The organism is Spirochaetales bacterium, from assembly GCA_016930085.1.
Taxonomy (GTDB): domain Bacteria; phylum Spirochaetota; class Spirochaetia; order SZUA-6; family JAFGRV01; genus JAFGHO01.
Genome location: JAFGHO010000016.1, coordinates 60,465 through 76,913, shown reverse-complemented (window position 1 = coordinate 76,913; position 16,449 = coordinate 60,465). Strand labels below are relative to the sequence as shown.

13 protein-coding genes are annotated in these 16,449 nt (G+C 50.8%); 5 read left to right on the top strand and 8 right to left on the bottom strand.

The window, feature by feature from the left end:
• Nucleotides 1-45 precede the first annotated feature (45 nt).
• Nucleotides 46-192, bottom strand: coding sequence for a hypothetical protein (locus JW881_02805; GenBank protein ID MBN1696422.1), 147 nt, complete (start codon nucleotides 190-192; stop codon nucleotides 46-48).
• A 405-nt stretch (nucleotides 193-597) separates the two neighbouring features.
• Between JW881_02805 and JW881_02800 the strand changes: the two genes are divergently transcribed.
• The 3 genes from JW881_02800 to JW881_02790 all read left to right on the top strand — a co-directional run bounded on the left by JW881_02800 (nucleotide 598) and on the right by JW881_02790 (nucleotide 5,934).
• A complete protein-coding gene (locus JW881_02800; protein ID MBN1696421.1) occupies nucleotides 598-3,936 on the top strand; it encodes a UvrD-helicase domain-containing protein in 3,339 nt (1,112 codons plus the stop codon).
• Entirely contained in the window at nucleotides 3,933-4,670 is a 738-nt protein-coding gene (locus JW881_02795) for an MBL fold metallo-hydrolase (GenBank protein ID MBN1696420.1), read from the top strand. The genes JW881_02800 and JW881_02795 overlap by 4 nt, the downstream gene beginning before the upstream one ends.
• Nucleotides 4,671-4,866: 196 nt before the next feature.
• Nucleotides 4,867-5,934, top strand: coding sequence for a class I fructose-bisphosphate aldolase (locus JW881_02790; GenBank protein MBN1696419.1), 1,068 nt, complete (start codon nucleotides 4,867-4,869; stop codon nucleotides 5,932-5,934).
• Between the two features lie 107 nt (nucleotides 5,935-6,041).
• On the opposite strand, the gene JW881_02785 is transcribed toward JW881_02790, so the two are convergent.
• The 6 genes from JW881_02785 to trpS all read right to left on the bottom strand — a co-directional run bounded on the left by JW881_02785 (nucleotide 6,042) and on the right by trpS (nucleotide 13,514).
• Nucleotides 6,042-7,925, bottom strand: coding sequence for an endo-1,4-beta-xylanase (locus tag JW881_02785; protein MBN1696418.1), 1,884 nt, complete (start codon nucleotides 7,923-7,925; stop codon nucleotides 6,042-6,044).
• A gap of 254 nt (nucleotides 7,926-8,179) precedes the next feature.
• Nucleotides 8,180-9,256 (bottom strand): aminopeptidase, encoded by a 1,077-nt coding sequence (locus tag JW881_02780; GenBank protein MBN1696417.1) that lies wholly within the window; start codon nucleotides 9,254-9,256, stop codon nucleotides 8,180-8,182.
• 67 nt (nucleotides 9,257-9,323) lie between these two features.
• On the bottom strand, nucleotides 9,324-10,487 hold the full coding sequence (locus JW881_02775; protein MBN1696416.1) for a methionine adenosyltransferase: 1,164 nt from the start codon (nucleotides 10,485-10,487) through the stop codon (nucleotides 9,324-9,326).
• 225 nt (nucleotides 10,488-10,712) lie between these two features.
• A complete protein-coding gene (locus JW881_02770; GenBank protein MBN1696415.1) occupies nucleotides 10,713-11,090 on the bottom strand; it encodes a hypothetical protein in 378 nt (125 codons plus the stop codon).
• Between the two features lie 85 nt (nucleotides 11,091-11,175).
• Entirely contained in the window at nucleotides 11,176-12,537 is a 1,362-nt protein-coding gene (locus JW881_02765; protein ID MBN1696414.1) for an ATP-dependent 6-phosphofructokinase, read from the bottom strand.
• Nucleotides 12,525-13,514 carry a tryptophan--tRNA ligase gene (gene trpS, locus JW881_02760; protein MBN1696413.1) on the bottom strand — a complete coding sequence of 330 codons (990 nt, stop codon included), beginning with the start codon at nucleotides 13,512-13,514 and terminating at the stop codon, nucleotides 12,525-12,527. The genes JW881_02765 and trpS overlap by 13 nt, the downstream gene beginning before the upstream one ends.
• A gap of 184 nt (nucleotides 13,515-13,698) precedes the next feature.
• On the opposite strand from trpS, the gene JW881_02755 reads away from it, so the two are divergent.
• The gene (locus JW881_02755; GenBank protein MBN1696412.1) at nucleotides 13,699-13,836 is read left to right on the top strand and encodes a hypothetical protein; all 138 of its coding nucleotides are present in this window, start codon (nucleotides 13,699-13,701) and stop codon (nucleotides 13,834-13,836) included.
• A 77-nt stretch (nucleotides 13,837-13,913) separates the two neighbouring features.
• Here the strand turns inward: JW881_02755 and JW881_02750 are convergent, their stop codons facing one another.
• Nucleotides 13,914-15,443 (bottom strand): radical SAM protein, encoded by a 1,530-nt coding sequence (locus JW881_02750; GenBank protein ID MBN1696411.1) that lies wholly within the window; start codon nucleotides 15,441-15,443, stop codon nucleotides 13,914-13,916.
• 368 nt (nucleotides 15,444-15,811) lie between these two features.
• Between JW881_02750 and JW881_02745 the strand changes: the two genes are divergently transcribed.
• Complete coding sequence (locus JW881_02745; protein MBN1696410.1) at nucleotides 15,812-16,435, top strand: HPr family phosphocarrier protein; 624 nt, start codon at nucleotides 15,812-15,814, stop codon at nucleotides 16,433-16,435.
• Nucleotides 16,436-16,449: the final 14 nt, after the last annotated feature.

Sequence of the window (16,449 nt, the reverse complement as noted above, 5' to 3'; positions counted from 1 at the left end):
GATAATATCTCAATTCCGACCGTGGCTCAGTTAATTGATAATCAGTTACGGAGTGATATCAATTACTGACAAAATGAGTAATACAACGGCTGCTACTGCAACAAAAACAGGACCTATTGCCCAAACAAAGGCTCCCATTACGTTGTTCATCTGGGAATCACCCAGCATTTCAATTGATGGAGATTCGTACATAAGGTTTCCTCCTTTCGTAAAAATGTCAATGCTCAACGAGCATAGGTAATGTCATCCAAATGAATAAAAACGGCATCGCCGGGCGCTTGCGATTTGTGTAAATCATTACGATTTGCGCAAATCGTAAAATACAATTCCAAAAGAGTCAATAAAAAAAAAACAAAAAAATGACATTTATAATTTTTTTTTCGTTAAAACAATACGAAAAGACGCAGTAACACAGGCGGTTTTCCGCACAATCATGGAGAAACACGCCATGAACGCGCGGCTTCAACGTGTAACGAAGCAAAGCCGCTAAGGGCCGGCGATATCGTCAATCCGCCGTTCGATGCGGGGATACACTCCCGGCGAAACAGGAAAAAAAGTCCCTGTACAATCACCCCCGAATCTGTTAATCTGGCGGGGATGAATTATATAGCGGATCTTCACGTTCATTCATGTCATTCACGCGCGACGAGCAAAGCGTCGAACCTCGAAGGGTTTTACCGGTGGGCGAGGGTCAAGGGCATTAATCTGATCGGGACCGGGGATTTTACTCACCCCGTCTGGTTTTCCGAACTCAAGGAAAAACTGAAACCGGATTCGAACGGTTTTTTCATCCTGAAAGATCCGCCGGACGACCTCCCGGAGAATCTTCCGTTCAACGATGCCGGGTGCGGGAATATCGATATCCGTTTCTGCCTTTCGGCGGAAATCAGTTCGATCTATAAAAAGGGCGACCGGACGAGAAAGGTGCATTCCGTGCTTTTCGCCCCGGACTTTGCCGTTGCCGAAAAGATAAACAGAAAACTCGATGCCATCGGAAATATTTCGTCCGATGGAAGGCCAATCCTCGGACTCGACGTCAAACACCTGCTCGAGATCGTCCTCGATGCGTCGGAGGACGCGTATCTCGTTCCAGCCCATGTCTGGACGCCGTGGTTTTCTCTTTTCGGATCGAAAAGCGGGTTCGATACGATCGAGGAATGTTTCGAAGATTTAAGCGGGTATATTTTCGCCCTCGAGACGGGGCTTTCATCCGATCCGGAAATGAACTGGCGGTGGAGCGCCCTCGACCGCTATACCCTGATTTCCAATTCGGACGCCCACTCGCCCCAAAAACTCGGCCGGGAAGCAAATATTTTTTCAACCGGTCTCACCTATGACGCGATGTTCCGGGCCCTTAAAACCGGAGAAGGCTTCGAGGGAACGATCGAATTTTATCCGGAAGAAGGGAAATACCATCTCGACGGTCACAGGAAATGCGGGATTTGCTGCGATCCGGAAGAAACCAGGAGACTCTCGGGTGAGTGTCCGGTCTGCGGGGGAAAGCTTACCGTGGGGGTGATGCACCGTGTTCTGGAATGTGCTGACAGGGAAAAGGGAATAAAGCCGGCAGCTTCCGCGGGCTTCAGATATTGTATCCCCCTGCCCGAAATCGTTTCCGAAATCACGGGAACCGGCCCGGGCTCGAAAGGGGTTCTCTCGACCTATGCCGAACTCGTCGGATTCGGGGGAAACGAGTTCACCTTTCTTCTCGATGTTCCGCTTCCGGATATCGAACAAAGGTTCGGTCCCGTTTATCGAGAGGCGATCGGACGGATGAGGGAAGGAAGAATTCGCCCGAAGCCGGGTTTCGACGGTGAGTTTGGTGTTATACGGGTATTCGATGCCGATGAACTCGAAGCCCTGCTCGGCCAGGAAAGCCTTTTTGAGGCCGGCAATCTTCCGGAAAGAAAAAAATTTTCTCCACGGCGGTCATCCGGGCACAAGGGAATCCGGAAAGGGGAAAAGGGGAAAAGCGAAAGAAGCGGTGAACCCGAAAGTAAGGATACCCTCAACCGGGAGCAGCGGGAGGTTCTGAATACGACCGAAGGGGCGCTCCTAATTACGGCCGGGCCTGGGACCGGCAAGACAAAAACCCTCACATCGTGGATCGCACGCCTCATCGAAACCGGGCAGGCCTCATCGGGCCAGGTTCTTGCGATCACCTTCACCAACAGGGCGTCAAAGGAACTGGCATCGAGGCTCTCGGTCATGCTGGGGAAGTCTTCAGGCGGTATCAAGGTCTGTACGTTTCACGGTTTTTGCCTTGACATTATCAGGGAGAGATTCCCACGAATCAGGAACATCTACGATAAATACAGGCGGATCGAGTTGCTTTGCATACTCAATCCCGATATGAAAAAAAAGGAGGTACTTCGTCTGGCTGACAGGATGGAGCGGCTTTTTATGAATCCGCGGGAATCCTCAGATAAACGGCTCCGTTCCCTTGCGCAACGCTACCTCGATGCGGTCAAGGCGTACGGCGGATTCGACCTTTCGTCGCTCATTACGGGCACGTGCGCCTGCCTCCAAAAAGATCCCGAACTTCTTCAATCCCTGAGGATGCGATACAGGTTTATCGCCATCGACGAGTTTCAGGACATCAATCCGGGACAGTATGAGCTGGTTTCGACGCTCTTTCCGCGGTATCATGAAACAGACGACGGACTCAGGCGGTGTCTTTTCGCGATCGGTGATCCGGATCAGGCAATTTACGGATTCAGGGGGTCCGACGTGAAGCTGTTTTTCCGCCTCGGGCGGGAATATTCACCCGTTTCGATCACACTCATTAATCACTACCGTTCCACTGAGGAAATCCTCCGTTCGGCGGCTTCCGTTATCGGAAAAAACGGGGCAACGGGGAAGAAAACACTCGTACCGGTCAGGGGCAGGGGTGAACAAGTGCTGATTTTCAGGGCGGGAGAACCGGTTGAAGAAGGGGCTTTTATTGCTTCACGGATAGAGGAACTCGTCGGCGGAATGAGTTTTACCTCCGTGGATTCCGCCTTTGCGGGAAAATGCGAGTATTCGTTTTCCGACATTGCCGTACTGACACGGACCAAAGCGGCGGGTGAAGCACTCGTACCGTTTCTGGCGGGAGCCGGCGTACCGGTTAGCGGGGGGGCCGCACGGCCGGTTTTTTCGGAAAAACCGTTCTCCTGCGCGGGCAGCCTTCTCCACCTTCTTTTGAACGAAAATGATATCGTTTCTCTGCGTGATGTGCTGGTTCATCTTTACGGGGTGTTTTCGGAAAATGAACCGCTTCCATTTCTTGATGAAAACGCGAAACAGACGGAAGACCGGTGTCTGATGAGGGGACTCGCTGAAAGCGGGCTTTTGACGGAGAAGCAGCAGCGGAAGACGGATGAGTTGCTGGCTTTTCACGGTGACCTTTGCAAGCTGCTTCAAGAAAAAGGGGTCCCCGCAGTTTTAGAGTGTATTTTCGACACATTTCCCTGTTTCCCGGTGACGGACCAGACGATCGTCATGAAAAAGGACGCCCTTCTCGAATCGGCCGGGCGGTTTCAATCCGATCTCGAAGGATTTCTCACCTATTGTATGATCGGCCCGAACGAAAGCGGGTGCCCTTTTAAAACGGATACGGTACGGCTGCTTACCTTCCACGCTTCGAAGGGTCTCGAGTTTCCCGTTGTGTTTGTCGCGGGCTGCGAAGAGGGAATTACCCCCCTGACCGGTCCGTCGAGCGATCCCGATGAAGAACGAAGGCTTTTTTATGTCGCCCTAACAAGGGCGAAAGATCTGCTGTATCTTTCATGGAGCAAACGCCGCAAGGTTTTCGGAAAATGGAAGGAGAACGAACAAAGCAGGTATCTTCGGGATATCCCCGCGCGATTGACAAGTGATGCGGAGGGTGCAAGAAAAAAAACGGCCGATGAAGATTACCGCCAGCGTTTGCTGTTCAAGGATTATACGCAATGAAGATAAAAAAAAGAAATCAATTGATAGAGACACTCGCCCTCGTGAAAACGGGAACCCTTGGTATCGAAGCGGGGGAGCGTTATAATCCCGATTTCACAGAGTACCGGAAGCAGTTCCTGAAATCGGGCGACTCGTCGGTCGTCCGGATTACCTTCGGGGGAAAGCATTATCTGGTCGACACCGGCTATGCCGATGAGTGGAATCTGGAGCCCGCTTCGAGGGAATTGAACAAAGCGATGCTGAATTACCATCTGACGCTTCAACGGCTCTCTTTCGAAAGTATCGCGGGCATCTTTATCACGCACTGGCATCACGATCATTTCGGCAACCTCCCGTTTTTCCCGAACGCGCGGCTTTACACCACCGGGCCGGAGAAGGGGCTGAACCTCGAGGTGCTTGCCGAAAAGTGCGGTTTTACGCACATGATGCCGCCGAGTTATTGCGGAGCAGGGGATACCTTTGCGGGCTGCACCTTGCTGCCGACACCGGGACATACACCGGATCATTGCTCCCTTCTCGCGGAATACGGGGGATGGGTTTTCTGTATCGCCGGGGACGCGATCGTTTCGCAATCGTATTACGAACGGGGGGAGGCGTGGCCGTATAACGCCGGTAATATGGGAAAGGAAAAGTGCGCGGAAGCGATGAACGCCATTATCGAATCATCGGACTATATCATACCGGGACACGGCCATGTCTTTCAGAATTACCGCCGGAAAACGGGAATGCGATGACGGTGGTAACGCAGCCGGAAAGATAGCGAAAGCATAAAACGGTAATGATTATGTGGAAAATGATCCTTGTTTGTCACGGAAGTGAACGGTAATGTATATAAATACGGCCTCGGTATAAATAACGGATGGAGGAGCGATTGTGGTTATGCCCCGGTGCGGCGGGCCGCACCGGGGAGACGACAAAAAGGAGGAATGTATGTCAATTAACATCGAAAAAGTTCTCGGCGCGGAGGCGGAAAGCCTGCTTACCCATACTTGCAAAACGATTCCGGCCGGTTCTATTCATGTCCCGTCTCCCACCTTCGTGGATGATGTCTTTATTGATTCGGACCGGCCGGTTCCGGTCCTGAAAAACCTCGAACAGCTTTTCAATCACGGGCGCCTTGCGGGCACGGGGTACCTTTCCATCCTCCCCGTCGATCAGGGCATCGAACATTCGGGGGGCGCTTCGTTCGCGAAAAACCCCTCCTACTTTGACGGCGAAAATATCGTCAGGCTGGCTATCGAAGGGGGGTGCAACGCCGTCGCTTCGACGCTCGGCGTGCTGGGCTCGGTCGCGCGGAAATACTCACACAAAATCCCTTTCATCCTCAAGTTCAACCACAACGAATTATTGTCGTACCCGAATACCCACGATCAGACGCTGTATGCCGATATCGAACAGGCATTCGATATGGGGTGCACTGCCGTTGGCGCCACGATTTACTTCGGTTCTCCGGAATCAAGGCGGCAGATTTGGGAGGTAAGTCAAATGTTCAAGGAAGCCCACAATCTGGGCATGGCGACCATCCTCTGGTGTTATACGCGAAACGCCGCCTTTAAAACAAAGGAAGCCGATTTTCATGTTTCGGCGGACCTTACCGGCCAGGCAAACCATATCGGTGTCACCATCGAGGCGGACATCATCAAACAGAAGCTGCCGGAAAACAACGGCGGTTATATCGCCCTGAACTCAGGCGGGGTCGGTTACGGCAAGTTCGACAAGCTGATGTACGAGCGGCTTGCCGCGGACAACCCGATCGATCTCACCCGCTACCAGGTGGCCAACTGCTACATGGGGCGCGCCGGTCTCATCAATTCGGGCGGCGCATCCGGCACCAACGACCTCGCGGATGCCGTCCGGACGGCTGTCATCAACAAGCGGGCGGGAGGTATGGGCCTTATTTCAGGCCGGAAGGCCTTCCAGAAACCCATGGCGGAAGGAATCAAAATCCTGAACGCGATACAGGATGTCTATTTATCAAAAGAGGTGACGATCGCCTGATAACGATACCGCCTTATATGGTCGTCCCGGTGATCGCTTTGTTTCGGGGGTGTATGTAAAACGGCCGCCCCGATACCCTCGTCCGGGGCGGCCGCGATAACCATATGTCAACAGAATTGATCGATCAACCCGACGTAATATTGCGCGATGAGCAGGGCATCGACGATATCGATATTCCCGCTGCAGTTGGCGTCCGCGCTGGCTGAGGTGAAATTCGCGGGTTCGAGTCCCACATAGTATTGGGCGACAAGCAACGCATCGACAATATCGATCGTTCCATTGCCGTTCACGTCCCCGATAAGCCCCCCCGCTTGCGTGGGGACCGGGGTCTGGTCCGGGACAGGAGTGACGCCGCCGTCGCAGGGCCCGATAAGCGTCCAGACCTGGTATTCACCGGAGTTCTGTTCGGGATTCTGGTTCTTTGAATACCAGTTGTTTTCATACAGATTCCCGTTGTACTGAACCCGCATACCGGCGGTTTCATAAACGGCGTCGGCGGTCCAAACGGGAACATTGGTACAATCTCCGCCCGCAGGCGGGCCGGTCGGGACGGGCGTTTCCTGTCCGGGAGGCGCCGTGGTCACATCCGTCGGCTGCGGCGTCGAGCCGCTTCCTGCGGTAAAATTGAACCAGTTGATGTTGTAAAGGTAGCCGCTTCCTCCCTTGTAGACCATGTATATCGTGTTGAGGCCGTTGACGGTTCCGACGTCCGCGCTGAAGGTCTGCCATGACTGCCATCCGCCGGTACCGCTGATATTCACGGTGCCCAGGAGTGTCCCCGACACGCCGTCGAGCCTTACTTCGAGGGTTCCGCCGGAGTTTTCACTCGCCGCCCGTACTTCAATACGGGAGGCCCCGTCGGTAAAGTCGACAAGATATGCCGAATAATCGCCGTCTTCGATATATCCGATCCCTTCACCGCCTTCATCACAGCTTTCCACCATGATACCGTTCATGTCGACGAACAATTCGGCTTCCACCGTATTATACGCATTCTGGGGGTCAGGTGTCGGGGTCGGAACATCGGTGGGAATCGGCGTTTGGGCCGGGGCCGGTGAGGCGTCCGTTTTAAGCAGATAGTTGGTCTTGAGCCAGGTAAGGGCGGGACGTTCGGAACCGCTCGATCTGAGAAGGTACGCCTCTTCCTCCCATATCGATCCTTCGATATATCCCCAGCAGGTAATTCCCCTGACAGACGAATTATCCGCCAAAACGGGAAATTTCTCCCGGTAACGCTGTAATTGCGTATTGTCGTCTCCGGTCATATCGAGTTCGGACGCGTATATGGGCAGGCCGGTGGCGGCCAGTGAATCGAGTACCTGGTTCATGGTGCTTGTCGACGCACCGTCCATGTTGAACGAATGGCATTGGATACCGATCCCGTCGATGAGGTTTTCGTTTTTCAGTAAATTGATGATATTGAGATAATTGTTTGCGGCCCCCGGATCGCTGATAATGCCGTAATCGTTTATGAGAAGGCGTGCGTTCGGACAGTACTGGCGGGCCTTCTCGAAACTCCAGATAACCCAGTCCCATCCACTCGAGCCCGAACCCCCGAGGGCGTCCGCGAACGACGGAGGATCGTGTAACGGTTCGTTGACGACCTCGATATAATCCGTGTCCGTGTACCGCTGGCCGTAGGCCTTTATCCATTCTTCGACTTCGGCCGCTTTTTCGCTGCTGGACAGTGAACTGATCCAGCTCGGTTCCTGATTACCCCACACGAATGTGTGTTCCTTGAAGGGGATGCCATTGCTTTTCGCATAATTGTATGCCCCGTCGAGCCATCCCCATGAAAAGCTGTCGCGTTTCGATTCCGCGACGCCCCATTTTCCCCCGTTTTCAGGGGTGACCTGGTTCCAGTAGGACCCGAATTCTTCCGGTACGGACTCGTTTAGAAAAACGTTCCCGATAAAATCGAGGGCCGCGCCCGTGTGCAGTATTGCGCACATCAACAGAATAATCCAGAGAAACAACAGGTTTCTTTTCATGTTATAAAAACCTCCTTTTGATTTTTGCCAATGGTTTTTTAACAGATGTCAACACGTCTATTATGACAAAAAAAATTATTCGTTTATTATGGCTAGATTGAATATTTTTGTTAACCGCCTGACTCATTATGACATGGAATCGCTTCAAAATCAATGTTTTTTTGGCGGGCGCTTTCTCGCCGTTCCGGCGGCTCACATTGACGGCTTCTCTGATTTTTTCTTTTTTTCCTCTTATTCTGATAGCCTTTCTCCTTTCACTCGTCATTTCGATTATCGGCGAGCAGCACGTTCCTGATATATTCCTTCGGATCGCCACCAACCGTTTTAACCTGTTTGAGAAGCGCTATCGTCGACGGCAGATCTTCCCCCTGCCGCCTGAAGAGGTCATAGTAAAGGGAAAGATCTTCCGTATAGGTGATAAAAAGCATGATATAGGCATTGTTGATGGGGAAGGTGAGGGGGACACGGTAGCCCTCCGATTGAAACTCCTTCCGGTAAAAGAGTCTGTAGCGTTCCTTGAAGGCATGTATGATCCGTCCGCGCGCTGAAAGTTTGTACTGTCTTCCGATGTCCTTTTCGTAAAGGATTTCGAGGTCCTTGTACAGGGACTTGATAAGCCGGACGAATCTTGATGAATCATCGATGACGGCAACCGCTTCCTTGTAGTGGGGTGAGTCTTCCCCGTAGGTTTCACTTATAAATGCGAGCGCGCCTTCCCTGCCGACGAATGTCGCAAGTTCTTCGTTGAACTGAATGCGGCCGGAAAGCCAGATCGTCGCATGCGTCTGTTCGTGGATAATAAGCGATGCGAGGGCGTAAGGTGAATAGTCGGCCATGTAACAGTAGACGGGATCGGTGAAAAAACCGAGTGTGCTGAACGCATCGACCTTTCTCAAGAGAACGTCGAGGCCCTTTTTCCCAAGCGCTTCGGCTTCCCTGAGTGCGTCCTCCCGTTCGAAAAATCCCTTGTAGGGAAATGATCCGAAAAAGGGATACCACCATGTGTACGGTTCAAAGCAATCCTTTTTGGATGCCGAAACCACATCGGCGCAGTAATCCCTGTCGATTGCTACATAGGTGGTGTAATTTTTATCATCGGCAAGACCGAGGGTGGAAACGGCATAGGATTTGATTTTTGTAACCAGCGAAAGCATTTCCCTTTTCTCCGGTGAAATGGAGGGGTCTTCGATGAGGGTGTCGATTTTCTTCGCCCTCATGTTATAGGAGATAATGTAGCTTCCCTGTTTGAGAAGATAGCAGCCTGCGAGAAGCGGCAAGAACAGGCATATGACTGCAAAAACAGAATATTTCTCTGGCAATGTCGTTTTCATCGATATTATGAAATAACGTTTGAAAAAAAAAGCGGCTGTCCGCAGCTCCGCGAACAGCCGCGCCGTATTACATGAGTTTGGCTTTTATCGCTTCGACTTTATCTGTTTTTTCCCAGGAGAAGATGTCCCTCCCGAAGTGGCCGTAGGAGGCCGTCTGCTGGTAAATGGGTTTTTTCAGATTGAGTGACGATATGATGCCGGCCGGTTTGAGTTCGAAAACTTCCCGGACCGCGCCTTCGATTTTTTCATCTTCGATTTTACCCGTTCCGAATGTGGTGACAAATACCGAGACCGGTTCGGCGACACCGATCGCATAGGCGAGTTCAACCTCGCATTTGTCGCAGACGCCCGCTGCGACGAGGTTTTTGGCGATATACCTGGTCATGTACGCGGCGGATCGGTCGACCTTCGAGGGATCTTTTCCCGAAAACGCGCCGCCGCCATGCCGTGCCATACCACCGTAGGTATCGACGATGATTTTTCTTCCCGTCAGCCCCGAATCGCCGTGCGGCCCGCCGATGACGAATCTGCCCGTTGGGTTTATATGATAGGTCACATTTCCCTTGAGCATTTCCGGCGGCAGCGCCTTTTTGATAATCGTTTCAATCAGGCTTTCACACAATTCCTCGCGGCTGATTTCTTCCGAGTGCTGATGTGAGAGAACGACGGTCGGTATATTCACCGGCTTATCGTTTTTGTATTCGACCGTTACCTGGCATTTGCCGTCCGGTCTGAGGAAGGGCAACAATCCATTTTTTCTGACTTCGGCGGCTTTCAGCATGATCTGGTGGGCGTAATAAATGGGTGCAGGCATGAGGTGCGGTGTTTCGTTTGTCGCGTATCCGAACATCATCCCCTGGTCTCCCGCCCCCTGTTCCTTGTGATGGCAATCGTCCGGGTCCACACCCATGGCGATATCCGGGGATTGGGGGTGAATCGTCGAGACAACGGCACATGATTCGAAATCGATGCCGTAAGATGGATCGTCGTATCCTATGGATTTGAGAACGCCGCGGACAATACGCTGAATATCGATAAAACCGCGGGTTGTTATTTCTCCACCGACCAGTACGAACCCGGTGGTGGTAAAGGTTTCACAGGCAACATGCGAGTTTTCATCCTGGCTGATCGCGTTGTCTAAAATGGCGTCTGAAATCTGATCGCATACTTTATCCGGGTGGCCTTCGCCGACGCTTTCGGACGTGAATACAAAATGCTCTCTTTTGTTCAATGGTTTATATCCTCCCGATGTATTATAGATTGTCGGGAAATTACTCGTGTATGGCGGGTTACTGGTAATTTCCTTTTGATAACACTACTGAATACCAGAAGTTGTTGAAAAGGTCAAGTATAAAGTGCCGGCTTTATCGTGTATCAGGCGGCTTTATCGTGTTCAAGCGAACTCTTTATCGCATTCAGGCGGGGCTTTAATCGCGTACAGGCGACTTTATCGCACTCAAGTACCCTTATTCTCACGCTGAAGCAGGACCTCGGTATCTTTCAGGTAATTGAGTGTGTCCTCAACGATAAACGGTTCGTATCTGACGCCGAGGCTTCCTTTTTTTACCCAGATTTTTATTAATTTCAGGATATCTCCTTTTTCCGATGCGATCTGGGAAAGTTCTTCCAGATGGGTGATATCCTTGAGATTGAACTCGAAAAAAATGGTGTTCGAACTGAACGGATCGGAAACGAGAAGGAGTTTCTTCGGGTCATAGGGGTGTTTTCGGGGTGCACCGGTAAAAGAAACATTCCCTTTTGAATAATCCTGCTTCCTGTTGTATTTTACGATGTCATGAATCGTTTGTGTATCCAGGTATTTGCTGATACTCATTCTTCATCATCTCCTGTTTGTTATCGAAGTATCCGGGGCTTTTCCCAGAAAGCCCCCCTCAATACCTTGCGTCCGTCCGGCCTTCTCAGCGGCCCGCCGTACCCTCACCGTTCTTCATTATATATGGTTGTCCTGTCGCCTCGAGAACGGACAACCAGAGGGAATCTTCCGGAGAAAGATACTTATTCCTGCTTGTCACGAGCGCGAGAGGGATATGGGTGAACTTTCCGTTCCATATCCCGACAACCATACCCGATTTCCCGGCCATACCCGCGTGGACGGCATTCTGTGCGAGTTGCATACAAAAGATCGCATCATGGGCATTCGCCGGTACGGAACGGATCATATAGGAAGGATCGATGTACTTGAGATTGACTTCCATCGATATTTTTTTCGTGAAATATTCCTTGATCGCGGTCTTCAGAAATATACCGATGTCGCCCAGTTTCGGATTGCCGGAAGCGTCCCGTTCGGAGGATGCGGTTGCCAGCAATTCCTGGCCCGCCCCTTCGGCGACAACGATGACCGCATGTCCCTTTTTTTTCAAACGTGTTTCGAGATGGGTGTAGAGACCGTTCGGGCCTTCAAGGTCAAAGGGAATTTCCGGAACCAGGACGAAATTGACTTCGTTCAGTGCGAGTGCGGCATTGGCCGCGATAAAACCGGATAACCTGCCCATGACCTTTACCAGACCGATCCCGTTCGGGGCCCCGATCGCTTCCGTATGCGCGCTGCGGATGGCAAAGCCGGCAATGGAAAAAGCGGTCTCGAGCCCGAAGGTCTGTTCGACAAAAGAGATATCGTTGTCGATGGTTTTCGGTACACCGATGATTGACATTGACATGCGCCGCTTTTTCACTTCTTCATGAATCGCATGCGCCCCGCGCAGGGTTCCGTCCCCGCCGATGGTAAAGAGGATGGATACCCCGAGTTTCGAGAGGGTGTCGACGATTTTCCCGACGTCCTGTTTCCCGCGTGACGATGCGAGAATACTCCCGCCCTGCATATGAATATCCTTGACAAGGTCCGGTGTCAGGAGAAGAGGTTCGTAGCCGTATTCGGGAATGAATCCCTGATACCCGTATCTGATACCATACGTGACGGGCACCCCATACCGGTAAAAGAGTTCCATGACCAGGGACCTGATGACATTGTTGATGCCCGGACAAAGCCCCCCGCAGGTGACGATGGCGGCTTTTGTGTTCGAGGGTTCGAAAAAGATATTGTATCGGGGGCCCGCCTTCTCGAAAGCCGGAAGTTGTTCGTTTTCTTTGATTTTCTCGAGGATCATGTTTTTATCCGAGTAAAACAGCACGGATTCGGTATCCTCGACATAATTGGCTATCTGGTCGCCGTATACCGTCGAAAGCTTGAGCGGCGATCGCAGTGCAGGGGTTCCGAGCGACTCTATATGAAGATCTTCTTCATTTATGTTCAAATCTTCCATACCGGGTTTATCCCCATTTTTTCTTTTGTCTCAAGTATTGTCTGTTTGGCGATGTGTCTGCATTTTTCCGCGTTGTTCGTTAATATCTCGCGAATGCTGTGCTTGTTTTTCATGAGATTCTCGTACCGTTCCCTGATGGGGTTGAGGACATTCATGAGGTGCTTCATGAATACCTTTTTACAGTCGAGACACCCGATTGTCGCGTTCATGCAGCCTTCGGCGACCTCTTCACGTTCTTCCTCGGGGGTGACGAGTTTATGGTAATAGAAGATATTGCATATATTCGGATTTCCCGGATCCGACCGTTTGATCCGTGCGGGATCTGTTTTGGCCACGGATACCCTATTCCATATCTCGTTTTCCGTTTCCAGAATTCCGATATAATTGTTTTTGCTTTTACTCATTTTTGTTTCACCGTCGAGCCCCATGATACGCGGTGTTTTTGTGAGAAGGGCCTGGCATTCGGGAAAAGTTTCCCCGTATCGCTTGTTGAAATAGCGCGCAATTTCCCGCGTGAACTCGATGTGCTGCACCTGGTCTTCTCCAACGGGGACGAGTTCAGCCTTATAAAGGAGGATATCGGCGGCCTGGAGTACGGGATAATCAAGAAGCCCCACATTGATATTTTTTCTGTGCTGGCTCGCCTTTTCCTTGAATTGCGTCATTCTCTCGAGTTCGCCCAGCGGAGTAATAGTATTGAATATCCAGGTAAGGTCGGCATGGCCCGGTACTTCGGACTGGATAAAGAGAATAGTTTTTTCAAGATCTATCCCGCAGGCAAAAAGATTGACGGCCATGTCCATCACTCTGTCGGGCATCGCCGACGGCTCATATTCCACGGTGATTGCATGGTAGTCGACCACACTGATAAATGTTTTATAGGAATACTGTATTTTGACCCAGTTTTTTATCGCGCCAAAATAATTACCGATATGAAGCGAACCGGTGGGCTGTATTCCGGAAAAAAGAACTTTCACACGTTTCTCCTGCACTTGTATTATTATCAATGGATAAGGATAGGTAGCTTCCCTGAAAAAACTTGTTTTTCCTTAAAAGGATTCCCTCTTTTCATGGAGGATACGAAGTATTTTCAGCGGATATCCCATATCCCCTCCGACAATAATGTATACAACTTTGGAGTTTTGTGTCAAGGGAGAGGTGATGCCGGGATCGATTGAGTGTGGGATTTTTTTCACAAGGGTTATTTTCTGGAATCGACGGGATAACGGACGGGGACAGACGGGAATGAAATGGGGCGGCAGATCGGATGACACCGGGACTGTCCTTGCCGCTTACTAGACTGAACGGGCTGTCCCGTCCGCTACCCGGTTCTCGGCGAGGCGTCGAAACGGCACCGCGTTGTATGCCGCTCGATATTACAATGTAGCCAGTCTGCTGAAAAAAATGTTCTCGAGTTCCGTATCCATTTCCGGTACTTCGACGATCCGTTTTTTCTTTTTGTCGTTCACGATCGTATGAAGGCGTTTTTTTCCGGCAATCCTCAAAAGAAGTTCCCTCTCGATATCGGTGCGGACAAGGGCTTTCGCGGCATTGATGTACCTGCTAAGCCTGAATGCGGTGATGAGGGTGGATGTCGAAAGCGAACCGTTCCAGGGATATGCCGACGATCCTGCCGTCAGGGCGGGGGAACGGGTCATGAAGCGGTTCATATTCTCGAATCCGGGAAGTCCCGGAACCGGATAGAAAAGGGAGATTCCGCAAACCGTCGGCTGCCGCGCGAGATAAAGCAGGCTTTCCGCGACGGACTCCTTTGTATCGTTTTCAAGTCCGCAGATAAAGTAGGTCACGGACGGGATATCGAGTCCGTTCAGCACTCCGATAATCGTTTCGTAACGGGGAAGATCAAGGGACCTTCCTTCCGCCTCGCAGCATTCCGGATCGGTCGAAGCAAGGGAGAGATTGAACCGTGACAGGCCATGGGCGACAAGGGTATTTACCAGGAAAGGGGTAAGCAGCGTATAGTCGATACCGCTTTCGATATAAAATGAAGTCTTCCTCCGCGGGGAGGCGAGGCCCCTGAGGAGACGGAGAAAGTAAGAAGAGCGGAGAAGCAGATTGTCGTCCTCAAAATTGAGGGCGATCTCCTTTTCGCGGCATTCCGTATCGAATGCTTTCTCGCTTTCTTTCAGGATTTTTTTATAGGGGACTGTTCTGAGGGTGGTTTCATGGTAGTGTACGCAAAACCGGCACTTTTTCGTACAACCGCGCGTCACCGCGGTGGAAAAAAAGAGTGAGTTTTCAGTTTCGTGTGTTTTGTTGAAAATGCAGAGGAGGTCGTCGCCGCTTGATTTTCCCTGAAGCGGAGGGGCGACTATCCGGTTCCCCTCTTTCCGATAGAGATTGGGAACATGACGCATGCCGGTTTTGTGTTCTATGGCGTGTATGAATGCGGCAAGAGAGACTTCCGCTTCACCGGTCAGTACATAATCGATACAGGGATGTTCGAGGAAATAATGGGGATACACCGAAACCCCGTTTCCCCCCGCCGTGACAGGAACACGCGGAATGATGTTCTTGAGTGCCGCTGCCGTCTCAAGCAGGTCTCCCGCGTAACAGAAAGCAAAACAGCAGAGAAAAAGGATGTCCGGCCGGGAGGAGGCCACGATCCGTGCGGCATTCTCAAAGGAAGGTCCGAAATGTTTGTACGATGTAAAAAAACTCGCTTTTCCCGTTTCGTTCGGAATGATAAACCGCTCGAGGTAGGATAGATCGAGGGGAAGCGGAATAACCGCCGGTTTATTTCTCATCACCGGGAAATTAAAAAGCACCGGCTCGATATTATTTTTTTGAAGGATCGCGGTGACGGTTTTTGCTCCCAGAATGGAAAACCGGTGCCGTGTCATATAAAAATCTCTGAGTGGGGGAACAACAACTGCCGCTTTCATCAATATATCACCTGAATGAACATACAATACCATCTTCTTCCCTCAAGGAAAAGCGACACGAAGCCCGGACGATGAGATAGACGGTTAAAATTGTCGATGAACGTAGAAAATCGGCAAGTGAAAATAACATTTTTTCTTGTTTGAAAAGCCTCTTTTTGCGTAAAATTTACACCGAAATTAAAAAAGGAGTGGTTTTTTTTATAAAAAAAATGTAAATTTAACAGACAGGTGAAGAAAATGAGAAATATAGAGGGTTCTGTGATTCGGACCAGAAAAACAACATTTCTCTTACAACCTGAAATGTCTGACTATTATCAAGAAAGGTTTTTGAATCTCGGGAACGGGTATGGGATGAGGGGGAGAAGGATATGGATATAAAGGAAATAGACATTACTCCTGCCGAACTCAAAGCCATTGAGGAACACAAGTATTATATGTCTCAACGGCAGAATCGTGAAGTCACGATTGAGGAGGCGATCGAGGATTTTATCCGTCATTACAAGGAAGCCTGGATCAAGGAAAAACAGAAAAATGAGAATCTCGAACAGATAGAAGAAATAAAGAAATATATGCATATGCGATCGGAGGAAATGGGGCAGACGATCGGGGAATTGACCGCGGCGGAGGAATGGCGGACCCAGTACGCGCATATCTGGCGTGCGGAAAAGGAATCGCTTGAAAAAAACGGATTCGCAAAGATTAATGTCATAGTCCAAAACGAGAAGGGACTTCATATGCGGCCGTCGTCGACACTGGCCGTTCTCACCAGCAGGTACGATTGTGATGTCTATGTCCATAAAGACGGGATGGAGCATTATAATTTTGTCCTGAATGGACAGAAATATATGAATGTCAAGTCCGTGCTGGGGGTGCTTACGCTTGCCGCCTGTAAAGGAGAGAAACTGGAGTTTATCGCTACCGGCCGGGAAGCGAAAGAAGCTCTGGAGGCAATCGAAGAATTTGTGAATAACGGGTGTCAAACCTGTAAGTGAATCGAATCACAATT

Excerpts from the sequence above, each read along its gene's own strand:
- JW881_02805 (MBN1696422.1), bottom strand. The coding sequence starts at position 192 with ATGTACGAATCTCCATCAATTGAAATGCTGGGTGATTCCCAGATGAAC.
- JW881_02800 (MBN1696421.1), top strand. The coding sequence starts at position 598 with ATGAATTATATAGCGGATCTTCACGTTCATTCATGTCATTCACGCGCG.
- JW881_02795 (MBN1696420.1), top strand. The coding sequence starts at position 3,933 with ATGAAGATAAAAAAAAGAAATCAATTGATAGAGACACTCGCCCTCGTG.
- JW881_02790 (MBN1696419.1), top strand. The coding sequence starts at position 4,867 with ATGTCAATTAACATCGAAAAAGTTCTCGGCGCGGAGGCGGAAAGCCTG.
- JW881_02785 (MBN1696418.1), bottom strand. The coding sequence starts at position 7,925 with ATGAAAAGAAACCTGTTGTTTCTCTGGATTATTCTGTTGATGTGCGCA.
- JW881_02780 (MBN1696417.1), bottom strand. The coding sequence starts at position 9,256 with ATGAAAACGACATTGCCAGAGAAATATTCTGTTTTTGCAGTCATATGC.
- JW881_02770 (MBN1696415.1), bottom strand. The coding sequence starts at position 11,090 with ATGAGTATCAGCAAATACCTGGATACACAAACGATTCATGACATCGTA.
- JW881_02765 (MBN1696414.1), bottom strand. The coding sequence starts at position 12,537 with ATGGAAGATTTGAACATAAATGAAGAAGATCTTCATATAGAGTCGCTC.
- JW881_02755 (MBN1696412.1), top strand. The coding sequence starts at position 13,699 with ATGCCGGGATCGATTGAGTGTGGGATTTTTTTCACAAGGGTTATTTTC.
- JW881_02750 (MBN1696411.1), bottom strand. The coding sequence starts at position 15,443 with ATGAAAGCGGCAGTTGTTGTTCCCCCACTCAGAGATTTTTATATGACA.
- JW881_02745 (MBN1696410.1), top strand. The coding sequence starts at position 15,812 with ATGGATATAAAGGAAATAGACATTACTCCTGCCGAACTCAAAGCCATT.